Here is a 24,665-nt window from a genome sequence, read left to right as displayed (position 1 = left end):
TATTACGCTCCTTCCCGATTTTCACAGAACTCGCTTGGTTTAACTGAAACAATCGCGGCTGATTCAGCCAGAATGACAAGCAGCGCCGTATTTTTCTGTTTATCAACCATCTCTGCTTTTGCATAAGCAACTTTCTTTTTATCAGTAACATATGCCGGTTCAGCCCGGTTTAATGAAAGAGCCAGTACATCATTTTTGCATACGCGGCATGTGCATTTCATATGAAGCTGAGGCATATGGCGGTCGAGAAGTTCCCTTAATATGATTTCTTTAGAATTGACAAGCATGTTGACAGCTCCTCATAGGAAAGTATGAGTATACTGTATCACGTTTTCTGAAATTAACTAGTCCAACAATTTACTTTTTTGTGCCAATTTGTTCATATGTTCTATATGTTTTTTTGCTTTTTTCATTCCGTTTGTCATTCCGAAATGAAACATGACGACATCACCGCTGAAATGTTTATAGTGCCTTCCCGTTCTGCCTGCGATCTGCACGAGTGCGCTCTCAGTAAAGATAGGTGCTTCCGCGCCGAGGACACATGTCTGAACTTTGGGTACGGTAACTCCTCTTTCTAAAATCGTAGTTGTTACCAGCAGATCAAGCCGGCCGTCTCTGAACCGTTTCACTTTATCCTTTCTGAATGTGTCTTCCGCATGTACGCCTTCTGCCCTTACGTTTAATTTCTGAAAATAATCCGTTGTCTTTTTCAATACGTGTACAGACGGAACGAAGAAGAAAACTGGCAGCCGTGATTGAAGTTTTTGCCGGACCCAATCCGTTACTGAGTGCGGCAGTTTTCCTTTCTCAAGCTTCTTCTTCCAATTGCCGCACCACAAAAAACGTGGCTCCGGGAGAGGTTTTCGATGATATCTGGCCGGTATGCGGACGCTTTTCAGCAAACCGGCTTCAGCCTTCTTTTTTAATGCGTCTGAAGGAGTTGCCGTTACATAAACAAGGGCGCTGTTGTTCTTTCTGGCTTTATCAACCGCGAATCTTAATGTCTCATCGGCTGAAAAAGGAAATGCATCCACTTCATCTATTATCATGACATCAAAAATATCACGATAGCGCATCAGCTGGTGAGCGGTTGAGATCATTAGCGGAGTTAAACTGCCTTTGTCTTCACTGCCGCCGTACAGAGCTGAAACTTCAACATTCTCAAATGCTTTTTTCAGTCTCGGCAGAAGTTCAAGCACGACATCTGTACGCGGAGTCGCGACACAGACCCGCAATCCGTGATTCAGCGCAAACTCTATACCCGGAAACAGCATCTCTGTTTTCCCTGATCCGCAAACCGCCCAGACTAACAGCTCTTGTTTCTCTTTTATTGCTTTTATAAGCGCGCCGGCCGCCTGCTTCTGTCCGTCTGTCAATGTTCCTTCCCAAGCAAGCTTTACAGGCGCCCAGCTGCTTTCTGAGGTTTGATTCCAAGAATATAATGACGTCAGTTCATCAGCCCTTCCCATTACGACACAGGCACGGCAATAGGTAATATGTCTTTTGGCAGAAGGCGCCCAGAATGCGGCAAAGCAGGATTGGTCAGACTGGCCGCATCGGCGGCAGACGAAACGGTTTTTCCTGCGGATGACAGACGGCTCGGCCGTTATATATTCTTTTTCTATAAAAGGACTGATACGCTGATCTGAAAACGGTATCTCAGATCTCAACAAATGCCTGCCGTAAAAGAAATCCCGCACCTCTGAAAATTCTGAAGCATCTTCGGACATCTCTCTGCCTCCTTTCTGCTCAAAGTATGCCTGCCGGGAATTTTTCTGTCGAATCCCGAAAATTAAAAAATAAAAAAATCTCCGCCCTTGAAAACGGAGATTTTCACTTAGTTTTTAAAGCACCAGCCGATTCCGATGGCGCCTTCGCCCAAATGCGTTCCGATCACGGCACCGAAATAGCTGTTATAGAATTCGACATGAGGGTATTTACCGCTTAATTCTTGAATAATATCCGCGGCTTCTTCCTCCCTGTTTGCATGAATGACAGCTGCCCGCATCGGGATTCCTTTACTTGCATCCTCCCCAAACAGCTCAAAAATTCTAGAAATCGCTTTTTTGCGTGTCCGAATCTTCTCAAAAGGAACAATTACCTTGTTGTCAAAATGAAGAATAGGCTTTACCTTTAACAGACCGCCGATAAAAGCCTGAGCACTGCTTAAGCGCCCGCCCCGCTGCAGATGTGATAAATCGTCAACCATAAAATACGCACGGACTGTTTTCTTCATTTCTTCCAGCTCTTTTAAAATCTCTTCCGGAGAGTCAACACCGTCTTTAATAAGCTGTGCCGCTTTTAATGCATAAAAACCTTGCGCCAAACAGCTGATCTCTGAATCAAACGGATAAACTTCGATATTATCAACCATAGCGTTTGCCGAAGCGGCGCTATTATAAGTTCCGCTGATTCCGCTGGACAAATGTATGCTTATGACTGCATCATATGTTTTGCCCAGTTCTTCGTACAATGCGATCAATTCACCGAAAGAAGGCTGTGACGTAGTCGGCAGCTCATCATGATTTTTTACTTCTTTATAAAAGCTTCTCCAGTCGAGCTCTGTTTCTTCGCGGAATGTTTTTTCACCGAAAACCACTTGAAGAGGAATCATATGAATATGATGTTCTTCTCTCATCTCTTTCGGAATATATGCTGTACTGTCTGTTACAACTGCAATATTCATCACTTTACCTGCCTTATTAAGTACTTAATAAGTATTTTAATAGATATGAAGCTGTAAAAAAAGACTTGCCTATTATGGCAAGTCTTCTCATACATGACTAACGCATCTCTACCCAGCCGTTTTTAATGGCTACGACAACGGCTTGTGTCCGGTCGTTAACGTTCATTTTCTGCAAAATATTACTCACGTGGTTTTTCACTGTTTTCTCACTGATAAACAATGATTCACCGATTCCGCGGTTGCTTTTTCCGTCTGCAAGCATTTGCAGCACTTCACATTCCCGTCTCGTTAATATATGTAATGGTCTCCGAATTTCCGGATAAACCTCATGCTGAGGATGAGCGGAAACTCCGCTTGTCGCAAGACGCCGGAATTCGTTGACAAGATTGTGGGTTACTTTCGGGTGAAGGTACGAACCGCCTTCGGCTACCACTTTCACTGCCTCAATTAAAGTATCCGCGTCCATCTCTTTCAGGAGATAGCCTCTTGCACCTGTTTTTAAAGCATGGGTCACATAGTTTTCATCATCATGGATGGAGAGGATAATCACCTTAGATTCAGGGTACAGCTCAACAAGCTGTTTAGTAGCCTCTACTCCATTTACATTCGGCATATTGATGTCCATTATGACGACATCGGGATGATAATGCTCGACGATACGAGCCGCTTCATCTCCATCGTCACCTTCTGCTACCACTTCAAAGGTAGGTTCAAAATCCAATATTCTTTTTACACCCTCACGGAATAGTTGATGGTCGTCGATAATAACAATATTTACTTTAGTCACACGCTACGCCTCCTTATCCTATTGTTCTATATACGCCGCTGTTCGGTCAATATGTCTTTTGGCTCTATTTAACAAATTATAGGCCGAGAGATAATGGAACCTTAATCATGATAAATGTCCCAAGACCTAATTTAGAGTCTATCGTTATCGTTCCTTCAAGCAGATCTACTCTTTCTTTCATTCCCAGCAAGCCGAATGACTTGTTTTTCTTTTGTTTAGCTTCCTTAATATCAAAGCCTTTTCCGTTGTCCTTAATGATAAGAACGACAAAATCAGCGGTTATTTCCACTTTTACCGTAATTTCCTCTGATTCTGAATGTTTGAGGGCATTTGTAACGGCTTCCTGAGCGAGACGGAAAAGCGCCACTTCAAATTGCGGGGCAAGCCTTTTGTTCTCCGTGTCTCCGATGCACTGAAAATGTATTTTCACCTTTCCGTTGTATTCTTCAGTTGTATAAAGATATTTTCTCAGTGTCGGAATCAGCCCGAGATCGTCCAATGCCATCGGTCTTAAATCATATATAATCCTTCTGACTTCGTAAAGAGCGTTCCGCACATTTTGCCGAAGATTTCTGATTTCCTGAAAGCCGTCCTCCGTGCCGCGGTCGCGGAAGATCCGTTCTATCAATTCCGATCTCATCATGACATTTGCCAGCATTTGCGCGGGACCGTCATGAATTTCTCTGGAAACTCTTTTTCTTTCTTCTTCTTGGGCTTCGATAATTCTTAAACCGAAATCTTGCTTAGCCTGCGCATCGGCAAGAAGAAGCCCCACTTGGCGAAGGTCTTGATTCAGGTAATTCAGAACGACGGTTATTTGGCTGACCAATGATTCTGACCGTTCAATGATTTCCTGAAGCCCCAAAAGCCGGCGTTCTAAATCATCTCTGCGCTCCCGCAGCTGTTTTTCACGTTGCTGGATCATCGTCAGTTCCACTTGAAGTTTGTGCGCCTTTTCATAGGCGTTGCGAATTTCTTCTTCGCTGAACTTATGGAAATTCCTGCTTACTTCAGACAAGCGGTTTCGTGCATGCCGAGTATGAACTTCAAGTTTGTCTCCCAGTTCAATGACATCGTAGACCTGCTGTTTGATCTGTTTGAGTTCTTCGACCAGCTGTTCATATTGCTGGCGCGACTGCTCTCCGATTTGAAAAACCTCGTCCTTGCTCCCGTCCACGGTTTTCAGCATTTTCATAAGTATAGAATCCAAAACTTTGGAGTCCATCTTCGATTTATTCATCGGTCTCCCTCCGTAACGGTGTTGTTATGTATTTTTATTATAAATGTAATTGAACTGCAATTTATGTCGAATTATAATGAAAGAATGCGTATATTCTAGAAAAAAACATTTTTATATAGTATCTTACTCTTTCATGATACCAAAATATGCGCAAAAATTCTAAAGTCTGTTCGAATTTGTAGAAACAAGTCTTTTAATGCTTGTCAGGAGGGTCCAGCAATCATGCTGCACAGCTATTTAACTGTTAAAGAAACGGGTGAACACGAGATTGTGATTGAAAAATCACGTTTTATCTGCCACCTGAGCCGTGCTGCTTCTGAAGAGGAAGCGCAGGAATTTATACAAAAGATAAAAAAACAGCACTGGAATGCGACTCATAACTGCTCAGCTTATCTGATCGGAGAAACGGATCATATACAAAAGGCGAATGATGACGGAGAACCAAGCGGCACAGCAGGCGTACCCATGCTGGAAGTGCTGAAAAAACGCGGCCTGAAAGATACCTGCGCGGTGGTTACCCGGTATTTCGGCGGAATAAAGCTCGGAGCAGGCGGATTGATTCGTGCATACGGGAAGTCAGTGTCTGAGGGGTTAAATCATATAGGGGTTACGGAGCGGAAGCTGATGCGGATTATGCACACATCGGCGGATTATACGTGGCTCGGCAAGATAGAGAATGAATTGAGGGAGTCAGTTTTTTTACTGAAGGATATCCATTATGCAGATCACGTCGAATTTGAAACGTACGTTGAAGAAAAAGACAAAGGCGAGTTTATAAAATGGATGACAGAACTGACGAACGGCAAGAGTAAGAATACAGAGGGAGAACTGACGTATTTAGAAACAGACGTCAGCCCTAAAGGAGACTAATGTAATGGCTGAACGTGTAAGAGTGCGTGTTCGAAAGAAAAAGAAAAGCAAACGAAAGATTATTTTCAAGCGGATTTTGCTGCTGCTTACCCTCGTTTTGTTAGTCGCTGCCGGGTTCGGCGGGTACAAAATATACAAAACGATCAATGCGGCAGATAATGCATATGATGCCCTTTCCCGCGGAGATAAATCAAAACTGAGGGATGAAGTCATCGATATGAAGAAAAAACCGTTCTCCATTTTGTTTATGGGGATCGAAAATTATGCCACTAGCGGAAAAGGCGGACGATCAGATTCTCTAATTGTCGTTACCCTTGATCCGAGAAATAAAACAATGAAAATGCTGAGTATTCCACGTGATACGCGGGTGACGCTTGCCGGCGACACAACCGGTAAAAAAACAAAAATCAATTCGGCTTTTGCTAAGGGCGGAGCGGATGAAACCGTGGCGACCGTAGAGGACTTATTAGACATTCCGATTGATAAGTATGTCACTGTGGATTTTAACGGATTTAAGGATGTTATTGATGAAGTCGGCGGAGTCAATGTAAAAGTGCCGTTTGACTTCGACGAGATGAGTGACGTCAGTAAAAAGAAACGGATTTACTTCAAGAAAGGAAACATGCATTTGAACGGTGAGCAGGCTCTGGCTTACGCGCGGATGAGAAAGCAGGATAAGCGCGGAGACTTCGGCCGGAATGACCGTCAAAAGCAAATCCTCAATGCGCTGATCGACCAAATGTCGAAGGCTGGAAATATTGCTAAAATTGATAAAATCGCTGAAACAGCGAGCAATAACGTACAAACGAATATCCGAATCACTGAAGGGCTCGCTCTTCAGCAGATTTACAGCGGCTTTACCAGCAAAAAGATTGATACACTGACCATAACAGGATCAGATTTATATTTAGGCGGAACCGCAACTACGCGCGGAACGTATTATTTCCAGCCGGACCCGGTCAATCTCGAAAAAGTACGGCAAACCTTGCAGAAACATTTAGATTATCCGTCCGGAAAAGGCACCGCAACCGATTCTGCTTCTGACAGCACCGGAACGGACAGTACGACTGGTTCAACTTCCGGCGGCACAGGAACAGACGACGGCACGACTGATTCGACTTCCGGCAGCACAGGAACAGACGGCACAACTGGTTCGACTTCCGGCAGCACAGGAACAAGCGGCACAACCGATTCAACCAGCGGTACTCCAGGTGCAAACGGAACGGACAGCACACAGTCCGAGAGCACAAATTCAAACGGCACAACAGGCTATTAACAGCAAACCCGATCCTTTGAGAAGGATCGGGTTTTTCTATATAATAAGAGAATAGCAGAATCCATAAAAAAGCAGACCATTTGCATGATCTGCTCTTTTTAATTTTTCTTTACCAACCTCTTGTAAAACTTGGTAAATGGTTTAAATTGTTCATTTACTAACCCTGTGACCTCTGCTATGATTTGCATAAATACAATCAATACAAAAATAATAAACAGCGAAAGCCATATGGTCGCGCTTTTCAGCAGGATTGCACTGACGCTGAAAATAAAGCCGATTAAATAAATGATGATGACAGCCGTACGGTGTGAAAGCCCGAAGGCCATCAGCCTGTGGTGTATATGTGACTTATCAGGCGCCGAGATCGGCTGTTTGTTTAAAATTCGCCTGATGACAGCGAATGTCGTATCAAAAATCGGCACGCCCAAAATAATGATCGGAATGATGATACTGAATAAAGTAACGCTTTTATAAAGACCCAATAATGAGAGTACTGAGATGACGTATCCGAGAAAGAGCGATCCGGTATCTCCCATAAATATTTTTGCCGGGTGAAAATTATAAAATAAAAATCCGAGTGTGCTTCCTATCACTACGAGAGAAAGTGACAGAATCAGGATTTTGCCTCCGGATAACGCCATTACTGCGATGGTGGACAGTCCGATGACTGACAGGCCCGCAGCGAGTCCGTCCAAACCGTCTATCAGGTTCATCGCGTTCGTGATACCGACGATCCATAACACAGTCAGCGGGTAAGCGACCCATCCCAATTCTAAGCGTTCCGTTAAAAACGGCACGGAGAAAAAGTCCATTTTCAGTCCCGTGCTCACAATCATAATGGCCACGGCTAACTGGACGAAAAACTTTACCTTTGCGCTTAATTGGTATTTATCATCAAGAATTCCTAAAATAACAATAATAAACGCGCCCACCGTGATGGCGGTCATCTTCGTTTCATTATATATGCCGGCCGCGAGCACCCCTGCCGCTACGCCGATAAAGATAGCCAATCCGCCCATACGGGGCATTATTTTATCATGTACTTTTCGGTTGCTGGGCTGGTCAACTGCACCTATTTTGATCGCAATTTTTTTCACGATAGGAGTTAGGATTAAAACCGTTAGCAGAGAGACAAAAAACGCAACAACTATGCGAAACATGCGTTCGTCAAGCATAAAGAAGTCTCCTTTGGAATTATATGAAGTCTTTTCTGATATTGAACCGTTCCTTCCATTATAATTCTTACTAGTTATTATAACAAGCATCATCAAAAAGAAACACGCAAATCAAAAAATGCGCTTTCCCTTTTAATGGGATTGCGCATTTTTCAATATACCCGTGCATTCGAGCATTCGGCCGAATAAAACGTTCCAATCCCGTCTCCGGGCCAATTCACGGCGCAACGCCTCATATGATCCGCTCCGTTCCGATGCCAGCAGGGCGTCACAGGCCGCGATGAACTCTGCGGGGTCGCTGCCTTCAACGTATTCATAAACGAAAGGCCTTTTGATTTTTGCCGTAGAAGTAAGGTTGCACCCGACAACCGGTTTCCCGGCGGCTAAAAATTCAAAAAGCTTGAGCGGAAATACCGCGTCATTATAAGGTGAATTTTTATAAGGCATAATGCCGATGTCGACGAGCTGCATATAGGACGGCACTTCATTCGGCGCGGCGGGTCCCGTCCATATAACATTCGGGCGTTCCAGAAGCGACTTGAAATCCGGGTCATCGTGAGCCGTGTTCGGGCCTACCAATAAAATCGTCCAGTCCGGCCGTAAATCTGCGGTTTCCGCCAAAAGCGCGAAATCAAGCTTCGGTTTGATTCCGCCGATAAAACCGAGAACGTTTCCGTTTCTTCCCCGTAAAATGTCTTCATCCGGCTGTTTATTTTCCCGTGAAAACAGGTCATATTCCACTCCGTTTTCAATGGTGAACACTTTCTGGCGCGGATTCTCCAGCTTTTTTCCGACCTCCTGGTGCAGAAAGTCAGATGTGCAGGTAATGGAATCCGCCCGCTGAATGATTCTCATTTCCGCCTGTTTAATGATGTTTCTTCTGACATTTGACAGCACGCCGGCACGGCCGCTGATCGGAGCGGCCCATAGATCGCTGCAATCGTAAATCACTTCATCCCAAGGGTAAAGATCTGATAGAAGCGGAAAACCGGGGAAGGTGTACCATAAGCAGCAGCGGGCCCCTTCTCCTTCTTCCTTCAGCACGGCCAGCAACGATGAAAGCTTATGCCTGTAGCACATATCTGTATACCTGCCGAATCGGAATGCTTTTTGCCGGAAGAGATCCTTTACCGCGAACTGCCGGATTCCCTCGGAAATTACGGTCATCTGTCCGTCATTTTCCCGCGGAGACGGACATACCCAAATGACGCTTTTCGTTTCTTTTTGCCGGGCGAGAAATTCAGCCAGCCGGTGCCGTCTGTATCTCAGCCGGTCATGACCCCATTCCGCCGCTCCGACGATTACGTGAACAATCGGTTCCACCTTCATCACCCAGCCCCTCTGACGCCTACAGCCTTTTCATGACCGCGTTTTTCGCATATTGCATAAAACACCATGAAGCCTTGATAAAGTGCAGGCGCTCAATTTCTCTATAGACAAACCATGTTTTTTTGGCGGCTTTCCACTTGTTGCTTGAAATCGAATTCTGCACAAGTCTGTATTCTGAAAGACACTCATTCAAACCGTAAGCTGTAAATCCCCTTTTCAGCAGGGAAAGCCAAGTCGCCAAATCCTGCCGCGTTCTGATATCAGGCATTTGAATCTGCCCCGTCTGCTCTCTGTCAATCATGACCGTTAAACATCCGATAATCGTGTTTTTTAAAGCTTCATCATATGACAGGCTTTCAGGCGCTTGAATCGTTTTATCCGTCGGCGTTCCGTCCTGCTCCATGACGCTGTAGCCCGTGAATGAAAAGGCGCAGGACCGCTCTGACATAAACGCCAGCTGTTTCTGAAGCTTTTCCTTCTTCCATCTGTCATCGCTGTCCAAAAATGCGACATAACGCCCCTCGGCATGCTCGAGGGCTGTATTTCTGGCAGCAGCGGCTCCCTTGTTCTCGTCTAAATAAACGACGCGGATCCGCTCATCCTTTTGTTCATATTGCCGTAAAATATCTCTCGTTCCGTCCGTTGAACAATCATCCGCAATGATCATTTCCCAATGCGGATGGCTTTGATGTAAAACGGATTGAATCGTGTCTTCGATATATTCACTTGCATTATAAGACGGTGTAATGACAGATACGAAAGGTTTCCAGTTTGTCATGGTCACATCTCCATCGCAGATTTTTAAAAGGACTCTCTAAAAAACTCAGGAATGACAATGAACATAAATGCAACTGCAATGCCGATCAAAACACCCAGAACCGCTTTCTTTTTCGGCGGCATGCCTTGTCCCGCCGTTTCACTCACCGGCTCTGAATTGATGACGCCGGCTGATTTCAGGTTCAGCTGTGTATTTTTCAATTCGTATAAAAATCTTTCCTTATCCACTTTGGCATCCGCGCTGACGGTTTCTCCTTCAAGTGCATCAATGCTTTGCCGGACCACTTTTGCCCGTTTCTCAAACAGCTCCTGATCATTCTTCAGAAATGTCTTCATGACGGCCTGAAACACCGATTCGGTCTCCTGCTTGTTTTGATCGCTGTAGCTGACCGTGATCAATGAATCTGATTGTGTTTCGACAGTCAGTTTACTTTTCACGGCCGTCCTTTCTTCGTCTGTTTTGTCAGGCAAAGCCTGTTTTAAAAAAGCATCGCTCGTCAAAAGGAGCGGAATTTCTTTTGTGTTGTTATAAAGCGGATGATCATAGTTTCCGGCGGCAATCGCGGCTTCCGATGTGAAACTGCTGCTTCCGGTGATTTTTGACGGCAATAGATAACCCGCCGCCCCCAGCACTACGGGCAGCGCAATGATCCAAATGATATTCTTTTTGATACGCCGGATTATTCTTGTCAACATATCCTTCATCTCGCATCTCCCTGTTTTTCATAGTACGCCGTAACGGCAGGCTCCTTTTGTAAACGTCTCAGAATATTGACCGCCGCAATCACGAGTGAGAGAAATACCCAGTGGAAAAATAAATTTGATACGGAGCTTGGGCTGATGCTGCTTACCAAAAAACCGGCCATTGCCGTGATGAGTCCTTCTGTGATCAGTCTTGACTGATTTTCCGATTTTCTTTCATGGCATTTATAAAGTGTCCAAAAAAGGTACAAATAGACTGTCAAATAGCCGAGCATCGCAAGCACGCCGAAGTTCGCCATAATCTCGACGAGCCAGTTGTGCACCTCAACTACGCCGCCCGTATCATAAACGGGCTCGGCTTTTAAATAGTACGAGACGTTTCCGGCACCCACTCCGAACCCCCAGGAATCAATTACGTAGTAAAAGGCGTTCTTTAAAAGATTCGCCCGCGCGAGGTTCGATGGAAGCGGGTGCTGTCCCGGCATCGCCTGCGGAGCTGAAAACAGATTCAAGACGGCATTTGTGATACGGCCCGCAAATAAAACCGCAAACAGCGCAGCACCGGCTCCCGCTGCGTACAGCGCGAGTTTTTTCAGCAGGGACGGCAGCAGGATGAAGACGTATACAGCCGCCCCCGCGCATATGCCCAGCAGGCTCGCGCGCGAACCGGTCAACATGATTAAATACAAAGCGCTGATCGCAAAGAGCAGGCTGACGGCTTTTACATAGCCGTTTTTCATATTTTTCACCGCCGCCGCGTACAGAAAGAAACTGATGCACAAAAATGTCGCAAAATCATTTTGATTAAAGAAAACGGACGTCGGATAATGCTGTTTGTACTGCGGCCCGTTATAAAGCGTAGAGCTCGGCAGTTGGTGGTGAGTAAAATGGTTGTAAAAGCCGATCGCCATCACAAAAATGGTCATCACAAGCCAGATGCCGTAAAAAACCATCAGCTGATCAAAGCGCTGAATAAACATGACGATGAGATAAATCAGAAACATGCCCATCGCCATTAAAGCTAAATATTTGATCCCGTACGTCACGGATTTTGCCCACAATAACGATATGAGACCGTATGTAAACCATAAGGCGAAAAACATCAGGATGCCTTTTACATTCACTCGATTCCATCTGTCAATATGATGACGGTTTGTCAGGATGCCGGCGATGTGAAGAGCGCCCGCTCCGATTAATAACAGCCGGTATATAAATAAGCTGAAAAACCCGAGATGGATCGCAAAGAAGGCCTGATTTAAAAATGTACACGCGATCAAGACATAAATGAGCCCCATAAACATCTGACCGTTTGTGGCAAAGGCCGATAGCAAAGCAAGACCGGCAATCCCGATCATGGCGGCAAGCAGCATCACGGTGATTTTTCCGAAGCCGGCATCCGCCCTGACCGCCTCCACCATGATAAATCCTCCAGTAATGACAGCGGCAAGCAGCACAAGAACATGTGCCGCTGAACGTTTGATAATCACATGGCAAACCCCTTTCCAAAACCGGCAGCCGAGCCGGACTGCCGAGAGCCTGAAGACAAATCTTTTTCTATCTTGCCAGTTCTTTTATTTGCCGATCGGCATGAACCGCCGGACGTCCGACGGAATGATAAGTGAATCCTGAAACCCGCATATATTCCAGCGGGAACATATTTCTGCCGTCAATGATGACCGGCTGTTTGAGCAGCTGCTTCGCCCTCTGAAGATCCATCTCCTTGACTTCCGGCCAATCGGTTGTAATCAGGCATGCATCCGCATTTTTGATGGCGCTGTACAGCTCTGTGTAATAGTCAATGCCGCCGTTTCCTAATACCGCAGACGCTTCGGGAATCGCGATCGGATCATACGCTTTTACGTGAGCGCCCTGCTCTTTAAGACGCGGAATGATATCAAGAGCCGGGGCGGAGCGGACGTCATTTGTGTGCGGTTTAAAGGCCAGCCCCAGTACGGCCACGGTTTTCCCTTTTACAGAACCGATGGCACGGTTTAATTTTTCCGTTATGAGAACCCGCTGCTTCTGATTGGTTTCAATGACGGCTTCCATCATTTGAAACGGATATCCGGCGCTGTTTGCGATATGCAATAAAGCCGTTGTATCTTTCGGAAAGCAGGATCCGCCGAACCCAATGCCCGCCTGGAGAAATTTATTCCCGATCCGGCTGTCAAGGCCGACGCCTTCTGACACGTGAGAAATGTCCGCGCCGACACGTTCGCAAATATTTGCGATATCGTTAATAAAAGATATTTTGGCGGCTAAAAAAGCATTTGCGGCATACTTAATCATTTCCGCGCTTTCAAGATTGGTCTTAACGATTTTCGTACGGAACGGCTTGTGAAGCTCTTCAATAACCGAAGCGGCATGTTCGCTTGTGGCGCCGATAACCGCCCGCTCCATCTGCATCGTATCCCGCACCGCCGAGCCTTCGCGGAGAAATTCAGGATTTGACGCGACATCAAACGGATATTTCCCCTTCGACGCTTCGCTGACGATTTGGTAAACGAGCTTTCCCGTCCCGACCGGAACGGTGCTTTTGCTGACAATGATTTTGTATCCGTTCAGCTGTTCCCCGATTGTTTGCGCCGCGGCCTTGATATAGGTCAAATCGGCTTCACCCGTCTTTGACATCGGTGTACCGACGGCAATATAGATGATATCAGCGGCTTTCACAGCCGGCCCAATCTCTGACGTAAAGGATAACCGCCCGGCACTGACATTTTTTTCAGCTAATTCCTCAAGCCCCGGTTCATATATCGGGATGACTCCGTTTTGCAGGCTTCTGATTTTCGCTTCATTGATGTCACAGCAAGTCACATGATGGCCGATTTCCGCAAAACAAGTTCCAGATACGAGACCTACATACCCTGTTCCTAATACAGCGATTTTTTTCACAGCTTCATCCCTCTTTCGAAAGGTTCTCCTCTTGCCCGGCCCGATTCATGACGGTCCGGTATTTCTCTTTCAGCGCTTTTGCGTTTTGGCTTGCGTCAAAATACATGCGGACGGTTTGATAAAGTTCTTCGGCTGTTTGCGTTGTCCATGCCTCTCCTTTTTCATATTGCAGGATGGATTCCGCCAGCGTTTCGGGTGAACCCGGTCTGATCAGCAGCCCCCGGTGTTTACCGAATAAAGAAGCCACTCCTCCGACATCAGTGCAGAGCACCGGCACCTTCAGAGCAAGCGCCTCAATGACCACAGTCGGCATGCCTTCGCTGTAGGACGGCAGGGCCATGATATCCGACGCCAGCAGATAGTCCTGTATCTTGTCATTCGGCACTTGCCCCGTGACGATGTGAGCGGCTTCCCGCAATGAGGCTGCGGCGGGTCCGTCACCGACAAAGACGGCTTCAAATCTTTCATCCAATGACTGAACGGCTTTTGATAAGTCGAAAACACCTTTCTCTTTGACAAGCCTGCCGATGAACGCGATCAGCTTTTTATCCGGAGGAAGGCCGAGCCGTTTTCTGATGGCTTCTTTCGTCTCGTTTCTTTTTTGGAAGGCGTCAAACGTGATGCCGATCGGAAGCACGCTGCAATCCGCTGCGCTGATCTTCTTCATTTGTTCCCGCAGACTGCCGCTGACGGCATAAATATCGGCAGCCTCCCGCACCGCAAATGTAAATGCGCGATGAGCGCTTTTGCTGTAATGCGGATAGACATTGACATCGCTGCCATGCAAGGTCAGGACATACGGAATTCCCAGAGCCTTTGACACAATGGCGGCCGCTCCGCCTGACGGCATGGCGAAATGCGCGTGAATCAGATCAGGCTTCAGGCCGTTCTTTTTGATCGCAGAAAGAACCGATGCCGCCATTCTTTTATGCGGCTGCGCCCATTTCAGCTGCCCGGGGACCGCCTGATAAAACGGCCGGTGTACGGACACGCCTTTCCGCCATTCATGCGCAGGCCTTATATCCTTTTGCCGATATGTCTTTTTCAGCAGCCGGAATGGCGCGGCGAGTTTCGGCCGCGGACAGATGACGGTCATCTCCGCGCCAAGCTTGCTCAGTTCTAGCGCCTGTGTTTCATGAAAAACGCCTTCCCCCGGCTTTTCACTGCTCGGATAGACACTTGTCATCCACAATACCTTCATAGCAAACGCCCTTTTCTTAATTTACTTTTCATCTGCGGATAAGCTTTGATTAAAAGAAATAAATAACACAATGCGCCGCAGGCTACTGAGATCGCCAGACGCAGCTTTACATCAAGGCTGATCCGCTCCGTTCCGAGGCTGGCTGTAAAGGCGATGACACCCATCGCCGCCGTAAGCAGAAACGGTTTGGCCACGGCTTTGAAGTAAGCCGACAGCCGCAGCTTAATGACATATGCCAACAGCCAGCGGCCGATCAGGAAATTCAAGATGCTGATGAATGCGTACGTCCAAGCTACCGTCAAGAGATTTCCGGACAGCACGGCAGCGTACAATGATGCACCATACAGCAGCATCACCCCGGCGTCCCAATAAAACGCCAGATCGGCCCGCCCTTTTGCCAGCAGCACAGATCCGTTCGGGTTCATCAGGACCCTTAAAATCCCGACAATGGCGAGAACATTTAAGACCGGGACAGCCGCAAGCCATTTTTCTCCGAATACCGAAGCCACGAATGCATCCGACACTGAAACCAAACCGAGCAAAAGCGGAAAGGATATCAGCGCGAGCATTTTGGTCATATTGAGAAAGCCTTCTCTGATGGCGCTGTTTTCATGCTTGTTTTTCGCAAAGACGGGAAACGCGACTCTTGTAATGATTGGATTAATTTTCAATACCGGAAGCGTGACGATCTGATAGGCCAGATTGTAAATGCCAAGGGTCTCAGCGCCGATAAAACTGCCGATCAGAATCATATCAATATTCGCCCCGAGCCGGTTCACAAGCCGGGAAGACAGCTGAAAGGCTCCGAAAGAAAAGAAGCCTCTCATTCCCTTCAGATCAAAAACGAACGACGGACGCCATGTTTTTCTGCAGGCCATCCAGTACAGAATCCCTTTCGACGATTGCAGCAGCACCTGGGAAATCACATACGCGAGAATCGGGTCCGTATAAAAAACCGCAGCCGCCAAGTAAACGAAGGACAGCACATTTGAAAAGATTTCAATTTTGCTTAACGTGTTAAATGCCAGCGCTTTTTGCAGCATATACTGATATTGCTGACCGATCGGTGCGATTAAAAACATGACGGCCAGCACGCGGACTAAATAGTCAAGCTCCTCCCGCTGATAAAAATCAGCAATGAGCGGGCTGCTGAAAAACAGCAGCGCAAACAGTGCAAGCCCGGTTATGATATTCAGCCAGTACAAGGAAGACATCTGTTTTTCAGTCACATGATCTTTTTGAATGAGCGCGGCGCCAAACCCCATATCAAGCGCAATTTGGGCGAACACCGCTACCGTTGTGATCATGCCGACAAGGCCGAATTCAGCCAGTGACATGACCCGCCCGAGCAGGGCGAATTGAACGATTTGAATGACCGTAATACACGCTGTCGAAATACTTGTCCATTTAGCGCCGCTCAAAATTTGATTTGTAATACTAGGCATCGTTTTCCCTACTTTTTGTCTGCTGACCAGAATTTTTATCGTGCCCCGTCACCGGTCCAGATTACTTTGCACGTTTTGAGCATAATCTTCAGTTCCAATGAAAAGGTCAGGTTGCGGATATAGTATAAGTCAAACATCAGCTTTTCCCTCGGTGTCATGTCATATCCCCCATTGACCTGCGCCCAGCCGCTTAATCCCGGCTTAACAGCCAGCCGCTCCGTAAATCCCGGGATTTCTGCCTGAAACTGTTCCGTAAACACGGGCCGTTCGGGGCGAGGGCCGATCAGGCTCATTTCTCCCCGAAGCACATTTACCAGCTGCGGCAGCTCATCAATACGGGTCCTTCTGATAAAAGCGCCGACCTTTGTCACGCGGGGATCCTTTTTCAGCGCCCAGACCGCACCCGATTTTTCAGCATCTATTTTCATAGAGCGGAGCTTATACAAATAAAACGGCTTCCCGTCTTTGCCTACCCGCTCCTGCTTATAAAAAGCCGGGCCGGGCGACTCCAAACGAATCAGTATGGAGAACAGGCCTATTATCGGAAGCGCCGCCAAAAGCCCCGCAAGCGCAAACACAATATCCATGAATCGCTTAAAAGCCAAATAACGGGCCGTTTTTTCCGTTACGGCAGCGGAAGTCCCCTGCCGCACTGCATAGTTATTATTTACATTCATGCTTTTCTCTGCTCCCACTGACACACACCTCACGATTTGTTGGGATGTTTGATGACCTATGCCGTGAGTTTAGCAGATGGATGTTAATTGGAAGTAAAGGAAACGTTAATGTTTATTAGAATGTTTCGATTATTGTTTTTTTATTGTAAATCTATTCATATCCATATTTGAGTCAAAGCATAATGAAAAAATAAAAAAACAGACCGGTATGAATCGGTCTGTTTTAAATGGAAAATATTATCTGAAATAGGAGGAGACGCCTTGGGTGATCCCCGCCGCGAGTCTGTCCTTTTTCGTTGATTGTTTTAAAATATTGGCATCAATCGGGCTTGTGACAAAACCGGTTTCTAACAAGACACTCGGCATTTTAGAATACTTAATGACGTAAAATCCGGCAGTTTTCACACTGCGGTCACGCGTGCCGAGAGCAGAAACCATTCTCGGCTGAATATTTTGGGCAAGTCTCAGACTGTTTGCGGATTGGTAGGTTGGATCATAATATGTCTCCGTACCGTTTGCACTGCTGTTATCATTCGCGTTTGCATGAACGCTGATAAAAATATCGGCGTTCGCCTTCGCCCCTTTGTTCACTCTCTCCTCAAGCGAATCAAAGGTGTCGCCCGTCCTCGACATTACAGTAAGCGCACCAGCACCGTATAATTGATTGTTTAGGCGTGTTGCGATATCAAGGTTCACATTTTTTTCAAGCAGGCCATTGCCCGTTGCTCCTGAATCCTGGTAGCCGTGTCCCGGATCAATAAAGACCGTTTTGCCGACAACTGGATTTTTAAGCTGCGATGCCGCATTGTTGCTTAAAGATGATGCACTCCCTATGACGGTGAAGCTGGTGATGCGTTTACTTCCGATATACGTCCGGACGTCCTTTGACAGACTGTCCCCATTCGTCATAAGGTGAACTCTTCCCTGTTTGGCACTTAAAACGCCTGCGACAATGGTATCCGGCTCTTTAAAACCATTGGTAATAAACGTATAGCCTGTGCTGAGGCTTGTCTTTTTCGCAAGATTCACAGACAGGTTATAGCGGTTTTTGCCGCTGATTCTTGAAGGGTTCGGCAGCTTATTGTAAAGTGAGCTGCTGATGCTGCTTGTCCCGCCGATGACAATCGTATTTTTAATCCCTAAGCTTTTGATCGCATTTGACGTAGATCCATTCAGTGTTGAATCATTGGTGAATAAGATCGGATATTTTTTAGCGGACGCATAAGAAATCGCAGCCATTCCATCTGCATCAACAAACCCGTTGACCACAAGAGCTGTAGAAGATCTTGTCATTTCACCCGCCACTTTTGCGGCTGTGGCATATCTCGTGCTCCCGGATAATCGTTTGACACTGATGCCTAATTTAGCAATTTGATTTGCGGTATTTTTCGAAACGGCAGGTGTGCCGCCTACGATAATCACATTTTTCGTTTTTAAATCAATTAATCCCTTTTTTGTGCCCGCAGACAGCTGATCTTTATTTGTAAACAGCAGCGGCGCATTTTTTTGATATGCAAGCGGCGCAGCGGCAATTGCATCGGCATATGAAGTTCCGCCGGTGATAATTACCGTTTTCGCTTCACCCCATGATTGTTTTGCCGCCAGTACAGCCGTATCATACCGGGTGCTTCCGCCTATCCTTTTAACCGTGTTGTCAGCCAAAGCGGAAGGGACAAATAGAATGACCCCGAGAATGAAAACGGGGAAGCATTTTATGATGAATTTCAATCCGATCTCCTCCACAGAAGTTTAGTAGTTTGTAAGTGCTGTATTAGGATAATAGAACGCAAGAATAGAAGTATACGGCTCTCCGGCCTCTGCTCTTTCTCTCGCTCCGTATTGACTCATTCCCACGCCGTGTCCGTATCCCTTTCCTGATATGGTGATTTTCGCAGAATCAGCGGACGCACTGACGTATGTACTTTTAAAAGATGAAGCTCCGATCATCGTTCTGAGTTCTGACGCCTTCACCTCAAAGGATGCAGTCTTGTTCATGACATAGCCTTTCGACTTGTCATTCACATGGTATGTCACCTTCACCGCGGCGTCTTCTGCCCGCTGCCCTTTTGTTTTTCCGGTGAGCGAGAGATCAGAGATGCTTGCAATTTTTATGGAATTTGCATTGGTTTCTTTATTTTTCATCAGCCAATTTTTTATTCCGTTGAGCTGCGCAGCATTTGCTTCGTTTGTTTTGGACCACCAGGATGCGGGGTTTTTCATATCCAGACCGGCTGGCAGCTGCTGTTTCTGCAATGTTAAAGACCAGCTGATTTCCGGATCTTTTGTATCCTTTTTGGCTACTAAATACGGCACTTTTGAGCCCCATACTTCATCGCCGGCTTCAGTGTAGCCGCCATTGCTTGACGAGTAGGTGGCATCTATCAATCTGCCGGAATAAGTGAGCACTTTCCCCTTTGTTCCGTCAACGGCTGCGGTGGCGTTTGGATACCAGCTGTATCCCCCGTACACCTGAAAAGCCGTTGAATCCGCAACTGTTTGTCCCGTCTTGCTGATAGAGTAGGTGCGGGCGGCAACAGCCTGAGCCTTCAGCGCTTCTGTCGGCCAGCTTCCCGGCATTTCATTCGGCAGGACACCTTTCAAATAATCCTCAAAAGGAATGTTTTCATTTACAGGTCTTACATATTTGCCGGATTCCGCAGAAAAACTCATATTCCCCAAATACGGTTTTCCGTCAATGCTGATTGTGTTCGATGTTGAATATTTTTCAGGAACCGCCTTGAAAGACGTTTTTCCGCTGTTAATACCGGCAACGCCTAGTTTGCCGCCGGATGTTTCAATGCGGTACGTTTTTCCGTTTACGAGATAAAATTCTTTTGCGTAAGCATCCTTAACTGAATCTGCAATTGAATTCGTGCTGCCTATTAATGTATAAGAATAGGTGCCTTTTGCTTTAAAAAGGCTGGCTTCGTCGGCCGGCGTTTCACTTTTTTTGATGTATACAAGCGGCATATGATTTGCGGCGGCAATATTCGAGCCGACAACGATGTCCGCTAATTTTGTCCCGTTGGCAGCAACTGCTTTGCTTGCATCCATGCCCAGCGAAGTGACTGCATTTGCTGATATTTGATATCTGTTTGAACCGGTAATTCTTTTTGTCACTGAAGCTTTCTTTTTAATTTGATTCTCCACATCTTTGCTGACGCTTGAAGTGCCTCCCATGATGATCACTTTTTTAGGCAGATTGTAGCTCGGGAGGGAGTCTTTTTTCGTCAGGAGAATCGGATAGCCGTTTTGCGCGGCATAAGGTGCGATTGCCAGCGCATCCGTATAAACATCTCCGGTTACTACGATTGCCTGGTCATAGCTGCCCATTTCGGCCGCGATATTTTTGGACAGATCATATCTGTTTTTTCCGCTGATCCGTTTCGTGCGGCCGTATTTTTTCAATGTTTTTTCCGCGGCTGACGAAATACTGTTCGCCCCGCCGATGATTAAAATATTATCCGGGTTGTATTTTTTGATTTGCGCTTCCGTGCTGCTGCTGAGTTTTTTCGATTCAGTCAGCAGAACAGGCGCTTTCAGTTTATTCGCTAAAGGAATGACGGAAAGCGTGTCCGCAAAATAAGCATCCGTATTCACGACGACTACGTTGGACGGATTTTTCCAATACTTTGATGTCGCGGCGTTTGCTGTATCATATTTGGATGCGCCTCCCAATCTGACAACGGAAGACACACCGCTTCCCGTCAGTTTATAAGTTCCGGAGGGTTCGATATTCAGAGTCGATTTATTACCAATATAATTCGTCAGTTTTACTGAGATATCAGAACTGGCCGCAAAAGTGCTTTCCGGTAATAAAGCCAGGCTGAATATCACAGAAAAACAGACAGCCCATATTGTTTTCTTCAATTTTTATCCCGCCTTTTGCTGATCATGATGTATTATTTTGCTTTCTCGATTTCCTTGATCTCTTTTTGGCCTTTATCATTTGTGAAATAAGTAATGCTGACTTTGTCATTTTCGCTGAATTTATTCAGAACATCAGAGAAGTCATCAGAAAATTCAAAGCTGACAGGCTGATCATCCACTTTTACTTCAATTGTGTGCGTATCCGCCATACCGACATAATATGCCGTTTCTTTTTGAGCCTGCGTTTCCGAAGAACCGCTTCCCTTCTTTGATTGATCCGCCGTTCCGCATGCTGCTAACACAATTGAAAAAAGCAGTATTAAGAACGAAGCTGCAACAGTTTTTTTCATTTTTTTCACCTCATCTTTATTTATCGTCTTATACTAACTTTTTTTTAAGGTAATTTTAAGGTCTTTTTGTAACCTTTTTTTTAAGAATTTCGTCTATTACACGGTTAGAAGTAAAAATATGACTGGATTTATAAAGATTAGTAAATTGCATCGTGAAAGTTAATAGAAAAGGTGATGACAAATGAGGGCTGAACGAAAAAAAAAGAAGAAAAAAGTTCTTCTGACAATTGTAACGATCATCGGGCTGTTAGTTTTAGCATCAGGAGGCTACGTCTACTACTTGTGGCATAAAGCAGCTTCAACGGTGGCAAGCATTCAGGAAGACTTAAAAAAATCGGACAAACGCGACACAGATATAGATCTCGGAAAGAAGGACCCGATTTCTGTTTTAATCATGGGCGTCGATGAACGAAAAAATGATAAGGGACGCGCGGATACGATGATTTATATGACCGTCAACCCTAAAACGAATACAACAGAAATGGTCAGCATTCCGCGTGATACGTATACGAAAATCCCCGGCAAAGGTACGATGGATAAAATCAACCACTCCTATGCTTTCGGCGGGACGCAGATGGCCGCGGATACCGTCGAGAACCTGCTCGATGTGCCGGTAGATTATTTTGTGAAAGTAAACATGGAGAGCTTCAAAGATACAGTGGATACACTCGGCGGGATTACGGTGAACAGCACGTTTGCCTTCAACTACGACGGGCACTCTTTCGGAACGGGGAACATCAGCCTGAACGGTGAAGAAGCACTTGCCTACACGCGTATGAGAAAAGAAGATCCCCGGGGGGATTTCGGCAGGCAGCAGCGCCAGCGCCAAGTGATTGAAGGGATTATCGCTAAAGGGGCAAATATTTCGTCTGTCACGAAATTCGGCGATATGTTTAAGGTTATTGAAAACAATATGAAAACAAACATGTCATTCGATGATATGTGGACGGTCATGACTGACTATAAAAACGCCCGCGGCAAAGTTAATCAGCATGAACTGAAGGGAACGGGAACGATAATCAACCATATCTATTACTACAAATTAGATGAAGCAAGCCTCGCTTCAGTCAAAAAAGAATTAAAAGAAAGCCTGAAATAATAAAAAACTCTGCCTGCGATGCAGAGTTTTTTATTCTGTAAAAGGCTGCGGACGTTTTTTTCTATAGCCGTACCGATAAAGCAGTTCCTCCGCAATCCGTTTTGACGCAGACCCGTCACCATAAGGGTTGGACGCCTTTGACATCCGTTCATATTCAGCCTGATCGGTTAAAAGCCGTTTTGTCAGCTGATACACGGTTTCCTCATCGGTGCCCGCAAGCTTTAATGTTCCTGCTTTCACTCCCTCGGGGCGTTCGGTTGTATCCCGGAGCACCAAGACCGGCTTACCGAGGGAAGGCGCTTCCTCCTGCACTCCGCCCGAGTCGGTCATAATGAAATGGGCTTTCGCAGCGAAATTATGGAAATCCACAACCTCCAGCGGCTCTATTAAATGCACTCTGTCCGAATCAGCGAAATGGGCTTCTGCGGCCTCACGTACTGCGGGATTCAAATGGACGGGATAAACGACTTGTACGTCCTCAAACTCTTCAATGACTCTTCTGACGGCCTTAAACATCTGTTCCATCGGTCTTCCTAAGTTCTCACGTCTGTGCGCTGTCAGGAGGATCATCCTGCTTCCGTCCAGTTTATCAAAAATCGGATGAAAATAATCTTCCCGCACCGTCGTTTGAAGCGCGTCTATCGCCGTATTTCCCGTGACAAATATGGAATCCGGCTTTTTATTTTCCGCGAGCAGATTCTGTTCAGCCTGGCTTGTCGGCGCAAAATTCACATCTGCGATCACGCCCGTCATCTGCCGGTTGATTTCCTCAGGGAAAGGAGAGTATTTATTTTGCGTACGCAGACCGGCTTCCACATGGCCGACCGCGATTTGATGATAAAAGGCGGCAAGGCTTCCCGCGAAAGTTGTCGTCGTATCTCCGTGGACCAAAACGATATCTGGTTTTACTTCTTGGAACAGCTTGTCCAGTTTCAGCAAGGCATGAGATGTAATTTCAGAAAGCGTCTGACGCTCTTTCATAATGTTCAAATCATAATCAGGCTTAATGCTGAATGCTTCAAGCACTTGATCCAGCATCTGTCTGTGCTGTGCGGTTACAGTCACCAGTGAATCAATTTCCGGATATTTTTCAAGCTCTAACACGAGCGGAGCCATTTTAATTGCTTCAGGTCTTGTACCGAATACGGTCATTACTTTTAGTTTTTTCAACGGTTTGTCTGCACCTCGTTTTATATGTCGGATATTCCCTTCATGTTAACATATTTATGCCGTTTCTTAGATATTGTAAAGCTTAACGGCAAACAAAGCAAAATCCTTTACAAGACTCTTTGAAAGCGGATTAAAAGGTGTGAATTTTAATCAATTGTGGTAAAGTGGAAAAAGACTAGGTTATAGTTCTGAAAAAAAGATTCAGCAGAAACAAGGATGGTGTTATTCAGTGAAGAAAGTACGCAAAGCCATTATTCCGGCAGCAGGTTTAGGCACACGTTTTTTGCCTGCCACAAAAGCAATGCCTAAAGAAATGCTTCCAATCGTTGATAAGCCGACAATTCAGTATATTATCGAAGAAGCTGTCGAATCCGGCATCGAAGACATTATTATCGTAACCGGAAAAGGAAAAAGAGCAATTGAAGACCATTTCGACAATGCGCCTGAACTGGAGCGCAATCTGGAAGAGAAGGGTAAAATCGAACTGCTGCAAAAAGTGAAAAAATCATCAAACATTGCAGATATCCACTATATCCGCCAAAAAGAGCCAAAAGGACTCGGTCATGCGGTTTGGTGCGCACGCAACTTCATCGGCGATGAACCTTTCGCCGTTCTTCTCGGCGATGATATTGTCCAGGCCGAAAAACCGGGACTTCGTCAGCTGATGGACGAATATGAAAAAACATTGTCTTCCATTATCGGGGTTCAGCAAGTTCCTGAAAGTGATACACACCGCTACGGAATAATCGACCCGTTAACAAATGAAGGACGCCGTTACCAAGTCAGAAATTTCGTAGAAAAGCCTGAAGCGGGCACAGCTCCTTCCAACTTGGCGATTTTAGGAAGATACGTTTTCACTCCTGAAATTTTCATGTATTTGGAACAGCAGGAAGTCGGTGCAGGAGGAGAAATTCAATTAACGGACGCCATTCAAAAGCTCAATGACATTCAGCGTGTCTTCGCTTATGATTTCGAAGGAAAACGTTACGACGTCGGGGAAAAACTGGGGTTCATCGAAACGACGCTTGAATTTGCCTTACAGGACAAAGATATCCGTCATAAATTAATTCCGTTCATGAAGGATCTTCTTGAAAAAGAAGAAGCTGACGAATAGAA

General features: G+C 46.0%; 22 protein-coding genes. 4 read left to right on the top strand and 18 right to left on the bottom strand.

The window, feature by feature from the left end; genetic code table 11:
- Positions 1-2: 2 nt before the first annotated feature.
- The 5 genes from ACH32G_RS07460 to degS all read right to left on the bottom strand — a co-directional run bounded on the left by ACH32G_RS07460 (position 3) and on the right by degS (position 4,713).
- Positions 3-287: a late competence development ComFB family protein gene (locus ACH32G_RS07460; protein WP_016937770.1), complete on the bottom strand. Its 285-nt coding sequence runs from the start codon at positions 285-287 to the stop codon at positions 3-5.
- 57 nt (positions 288-344) lie between these two features.
- Positions 345-1,730, bottom strand: coding sequence for a DEAD/DEAH box helicase (locus ACH32G_RS07455; RefSeq protein WP_099744540.1), 1,386 nt, complete (start codon positions 1,728-1,730; stop codon positions 345-347).
- A 107-nt stretch (positions 1,731-1,837) separates the two neighbouring features.
- Positions 1,838-2,686: a DegV family protein gene (locus ACH32G_RS07450; RefSeq protein ID WP_047475787.1), complete on the bottom strand. Its 849-nt coding sequence runs from the start codon at positions 2,684-2,686 to the stop codon at positions 1,838-1,840.
- 97 nt (positions 2,687-2,783) lie between these two features.
- On the bottom strand, positions 2,784-3,473 hold the full coding sequence (degU, locus tag ACH32G_RS07445) for a two-component system response regulator DegU (protein WP_003219701.1): 690 nt from the start codon (positions 3,471-3,473) through the stop codon (positions 2,784-2,786).
- 76 nt (positions 3,474-3,549) lie between these two features.
- Entirely contained in the window at positions 3,550-4,713 is a 1,164-nt protein-coding gene (gene degS / locus ACH32G_RS07440; RefSeq protein ID WP_095241245.1) for a two-component sensor histidine kinase DegS, read from the bottom strand.
- Positions 4,714-4,935: 222 nt separating this feature from the next.
- Here degS and ACH32G_RS07435 point away from each other — a divergent pair, with 222 nt between their 5' ends.
- A complete protein-coding gene (locus tag ACH32G_RS07435; RefSeq protein ID WP_045927194.1) occupies positions 4,936-5,583 on the top strand; it encodes a YigZ family protein in 648 nt (215 codons plus the stop codon).
- 4 nt (positions 5,584-5,587) lie between these two features.
- Positions 5,588-6,859, top strand: a complete 1,272-nt coding sequence (locus tag ACH32G_RS07430) for an LCP family protein (protein ID WP_448814168.1) — start codon at positions 5,588-5,590, stop codon at positions 6,857-6,859.
- Between the two features lie 98 nt (positions 6,860-6,957).
- Here ACH32G_RS07430 and ACH32G_RS07425 read toward each other — a convergent pair whose 3' ends face one another.
- The 12 genes from ACH32G_RS07425 to ACH32G_RS07370 form a co-directional block, all read right to left on the bottom strand.
- Positions 6,958-8,034, bottom strand: a complete 1,077-nt coding sequence (locus ACH32G_RS07425; RefSeq protein WP_003151382.1) for a glycosyltransferase family 4 protein — start codon at positions 8,032-8,034, stop codon at positions 6,958-6,960.
- 132 nt (positions 8,035-8,166) lie between these two features.
- The gene (tuaH, locus tag ACH32G_RS07420; protein WP_448814167.1) at positions 8,167-9,363 is read right to left on the bottom strand and encodes a teichuronic acid biosynthesis protein TuaH; all 1,197 of its coding nucleotides are present in this window, start codon (positions 9,361-9,363) and stop codon (positions 8,167-8,169) included.
- A 19-nt stretch (positions 9,364-9,382) separates the two neighbouring features.
- On the bottom strand, positions 9,383-10,141 hold the full coding sequence (gene tuaG, locus ACH32G_RS07415) for a teichuronic acid biosynthesis protein TuaG (RefSeq protein ID WP_016937764.1): 759 nt from the start codon (positions 10,139-10,141) through the stop codon (positions 9,383-9,385).
- A gap of 23 nt (positions 10,142-10,164) precedes the next feature.
- Positions 10,165-10,845: a teichuronic acid biosynthesis protein TuaF gene (gene tuaF, locus ACH32G_RS07410; protein WP_045927197.1), complete on the bottom strand. Its 681-nt coding sequence runs from the start codon at positions 10,843-10,845 to the stop codon at positions 10,165-10,167.
- Positions 10,842-12,329, bottom strand: a complete 1,488-nt coding sequence (gene tuaE / locus ACH32G_RS07405) for a teichuronic acid biosynthesis protein TuaE (RefSeq protein ID WP_448814166.1) — start codon at positions 12,327-12,329, stop codon at positions 10,842-10,844. The genes tuaF and tuaE overlap by 4 nt, the downstream gene beginning before the upstream one ends.
- A 67-nt stretch (positions 12,330-12,396) precedes the next feature.
- Positions 12,397-13,737: a UDP-glucose 6-dehydrogenase TuaD gene (gene tuaD / locus ACH32G_RS07400; protein ID WP_448814165.1), complete on the bottom strand. Its 1,341-nt coding sequence runs from the start codon at positions 13,735-13,737 to the stop codon at positions 12,397-12,399.
- 4 nt (positions 13,738-13,741) lie between these two features.
- On the bottom strand, positions 13,742-14,938 hold the full coding sequence (gene tuaC / locus ACH32G_RS07395) for a teichuronic acid biosynthesis protein TuaC (protein ID WP_188154384.1): 1,197 nt from the start codon (positions 14,936-14,938) through the stop codon (positions 13,742-13,744).
- Entirely contained in the window at positions 14,935-16,383 is a 1,449-nt protein-coding gene (gene tuaB / locus ACH32G_RS07390) for a teichuronic acid biosynthesis protein TuaB (protein ID WP_448814164.1), read from the bottom strand. The genes tuaC and tuaB overlap by 4 nt, the downstream gene beginning before the upstream one ends.
- Positions 16,384-16,418: 35 nt before the next feature.
- On the bottom strand, positions 16,419-17,078 hold the full coding sequence (locus ACH32G_RS07385; RefSeq protein WP_049627509.1) for an exopolysaccharide biosynthesis polyprenyl glycosylphosphotransferase: 660 nt from the start codon (positions 17,076-17,078) through the stop codon (positions 16,419-16,421).
- 219 nt (positions 17,079-17,297) lie between these two features.
- The gene (locus ACH32G_RS07380) at positions 17,298-18,788 is read right to left on the bottom strand and encodes an N-acetylmuramoyl-L-alanine amidase (protein ID WP_448814163.1); all 1,491 of its coding nucleotides are present in this window, start codon (positions 18,786-18,788) and stop codon (positions 17,298-17,300) included.
- Positions 18,789-18,809: 21 nt separating this feature from the next.
- A complete protein-coding gene (locus tag ACH32G_RS07375) occupies positions 18,810-20,930 on the bottom strand; it encodes a SpoIID/LytB domain-containing protein (RefSeq protein ID WP_448814162.1) in 2,121 nt (706 codons plus the stop codon).
- Between the two features lie 32 nt (positions 20,931-20,962).
- On the bottom strand, positions 20,963-21,280 hold the full coding sequence (locus ACH32G_RS07370; protein ID WP_264819237.1) for a LytA: 318 nt from the start codon (positions 21,278-21,280) through the stop codon (positions 20,963-20,965).
- 181 nt (positions 21,281-21,461) lie between these two features.
- Here ACH32G_RS07370 and tagU point away from each other — a divergent pair, with 181 nt between their 5' ends.
- A complete protein-coding gene (tagU, locus tag ACH32G_RS07365) occupies positions 21,462-22,379 on the top strand; it encodes a polyisoprenyl-teichoic acid--peptidoglycan teichoic acid transferase TagU (protein WP_095241236.1) in 918 nt (305 codons plus the stop codon).
- A 30-nt stretch (positions 22,380-22,409) separates the two neighbouring features.
- Here the strand turns inward: tagU and wecB are convergent, their stop codons facing one another.
- The gene (gene wecB / locus ACH32G_RS07360) at positions 22,410-23,549 is read right to left on the bottom strand and encodes a non-hydrolyzing UDP-N-acetylglucosamine 2-epimerase (protein WP_095241235.1); all 1,140 of its coding nucleotides are present in this window, start codon (positions 23,547-23,549) and stop codon (positions 22,410-22,412) included.
- A 229-nt stretch (positions 23,550-23,778) separates the two neighbouring features.
- Here wecB and galU point away from each other — a divergent pair, with 229 nt between their 5' ends.
- Positions 23,779-24,663 carry a UTP--glucose-1-phosphate uridylyltransferase GalU gene (gene galU / locus ACH32G_RS07355; RefSeq protein WP_016937752.1) on the top strand — a complete coding sequence of 295 codons (885 nt, stop codon included), beginning with the start codon at positions 23,779-23,781 and terminating at the stop codon, positions 24,661-24,663.
- Positions 24,664-24,665: the final 2 nt, after the last annotated feature.

The organism is Bacillus sp. CIS52, from assembly GCF_053545315.1.
Note: the sequence above shows the minus strand (reverse complement) of the source record. Positions and strands in the feature narration are given on the sequence as shown.

What these genes read in the sequence shown, in the direction of transcription:
- ACH32G_RS07450 (WP_047475787.1), bottom strand. Translation starts at nt 2,686, where the DNA reads ATGAATATTGCAGTTGTAACAGACAGTACAGCATATATTCCGAAAGAG.
- ACH32G_RS07460 (WP_016937770.1), bottom strand. Translation starts at nt 287, where the DNA reads ATGCTTGTCAATTCTAAAGAAATCATATTAAGGGAACTTCTCGACCGC.
- tuaF (WP_045927197.1), bottom strand. Translation starts at nt 10,845, where the DNA reads ATGAAGGATATGTTGACAAGAATAATCCGGCGTATCAAAAAGAATATC.
- ACH32G_RS07455 (WP_099744540.1), bottom strand. Translation starts at nt 1,730, where the DNA reads ATGTCCGAAGATGCTTCAGAATTTTCAGAGGTGCGGGATTTCTTTTAC.
- ACH32G_RS07425 (WP_003151382.1), bottom strand. Translation starts at nt 8,034, where the DNA reads ATGCTTGACGAACGCATGTTTCGCATAGTTGTTGCGTTTTTTGTCTCT.
- degS (WP_095241245.1), bottom strand. Translation starts at nt 4,713, where the DNA reads ATGAATAAATCGAAGATGGACTCCAAAGTTTTGGATTCTATACTTATG.
- tagU (WP_095241236.1), top strand. Translation starts at nt 21,462, where the DNA reads ATGAGGGCTGAACGAAAAAAAAAGAAGAAAAAAGTTCTTCTGACAATT.
- ACH32G_RS07430 (WP_448814168.1), top strand. Translation starts at nt 5,588, where the DNA reads ATGGCTGAACGTGTAAGAGTGCGTGTTCGAAAGAAAAAGAAAAGCAAA.
- ACH32G_RS07435 (WP_045927194.1), top strand. Translation starts at nt 4,936, where the DNA reads ATGCTGCACAGCTATTTAACTGTTAAAGAAACGGGTGAACACGAGATT.
- tuaH (WP_448814167.1), bottom strand. Translation starts at nt 9,363, where the DNA reads ATGAAGGTGGAACCGATTGTTCACGTAATCGTCGGAGCGGCGGAATGG.
- ACH32G_RS07370 (WP_264819237.1), bottom strand. Translation starts at nt 21,280, where the DNA reads ATGAAAAAAACTGTTGCAGCTTCGTTCTTAATACTGCTTTTTTCAATT.
- tuaG (WP_016937764.1), bottom strand. Translation starts at nt 10,141, where the DNA reads ATGACAAACTGGAAACCTTTCGTATCTGTCATTACACCGTCTTATAAT.
- tuaC (WP_188154384.1), bottom strand. Translation starts at nt 14,938, where the DNA reads ATGAAGGTATTGTGGATGACAAGTGTCTATCCGAGCAGTGAAAAGCCG.
- tuaB (WP_448814164.1), bottom strand. Translation starts at nt 16,383, where the DNA reads ATGCCTAGTATTACAAATCAAATTTTGAGCGGCGCTAAATGGACAAGT.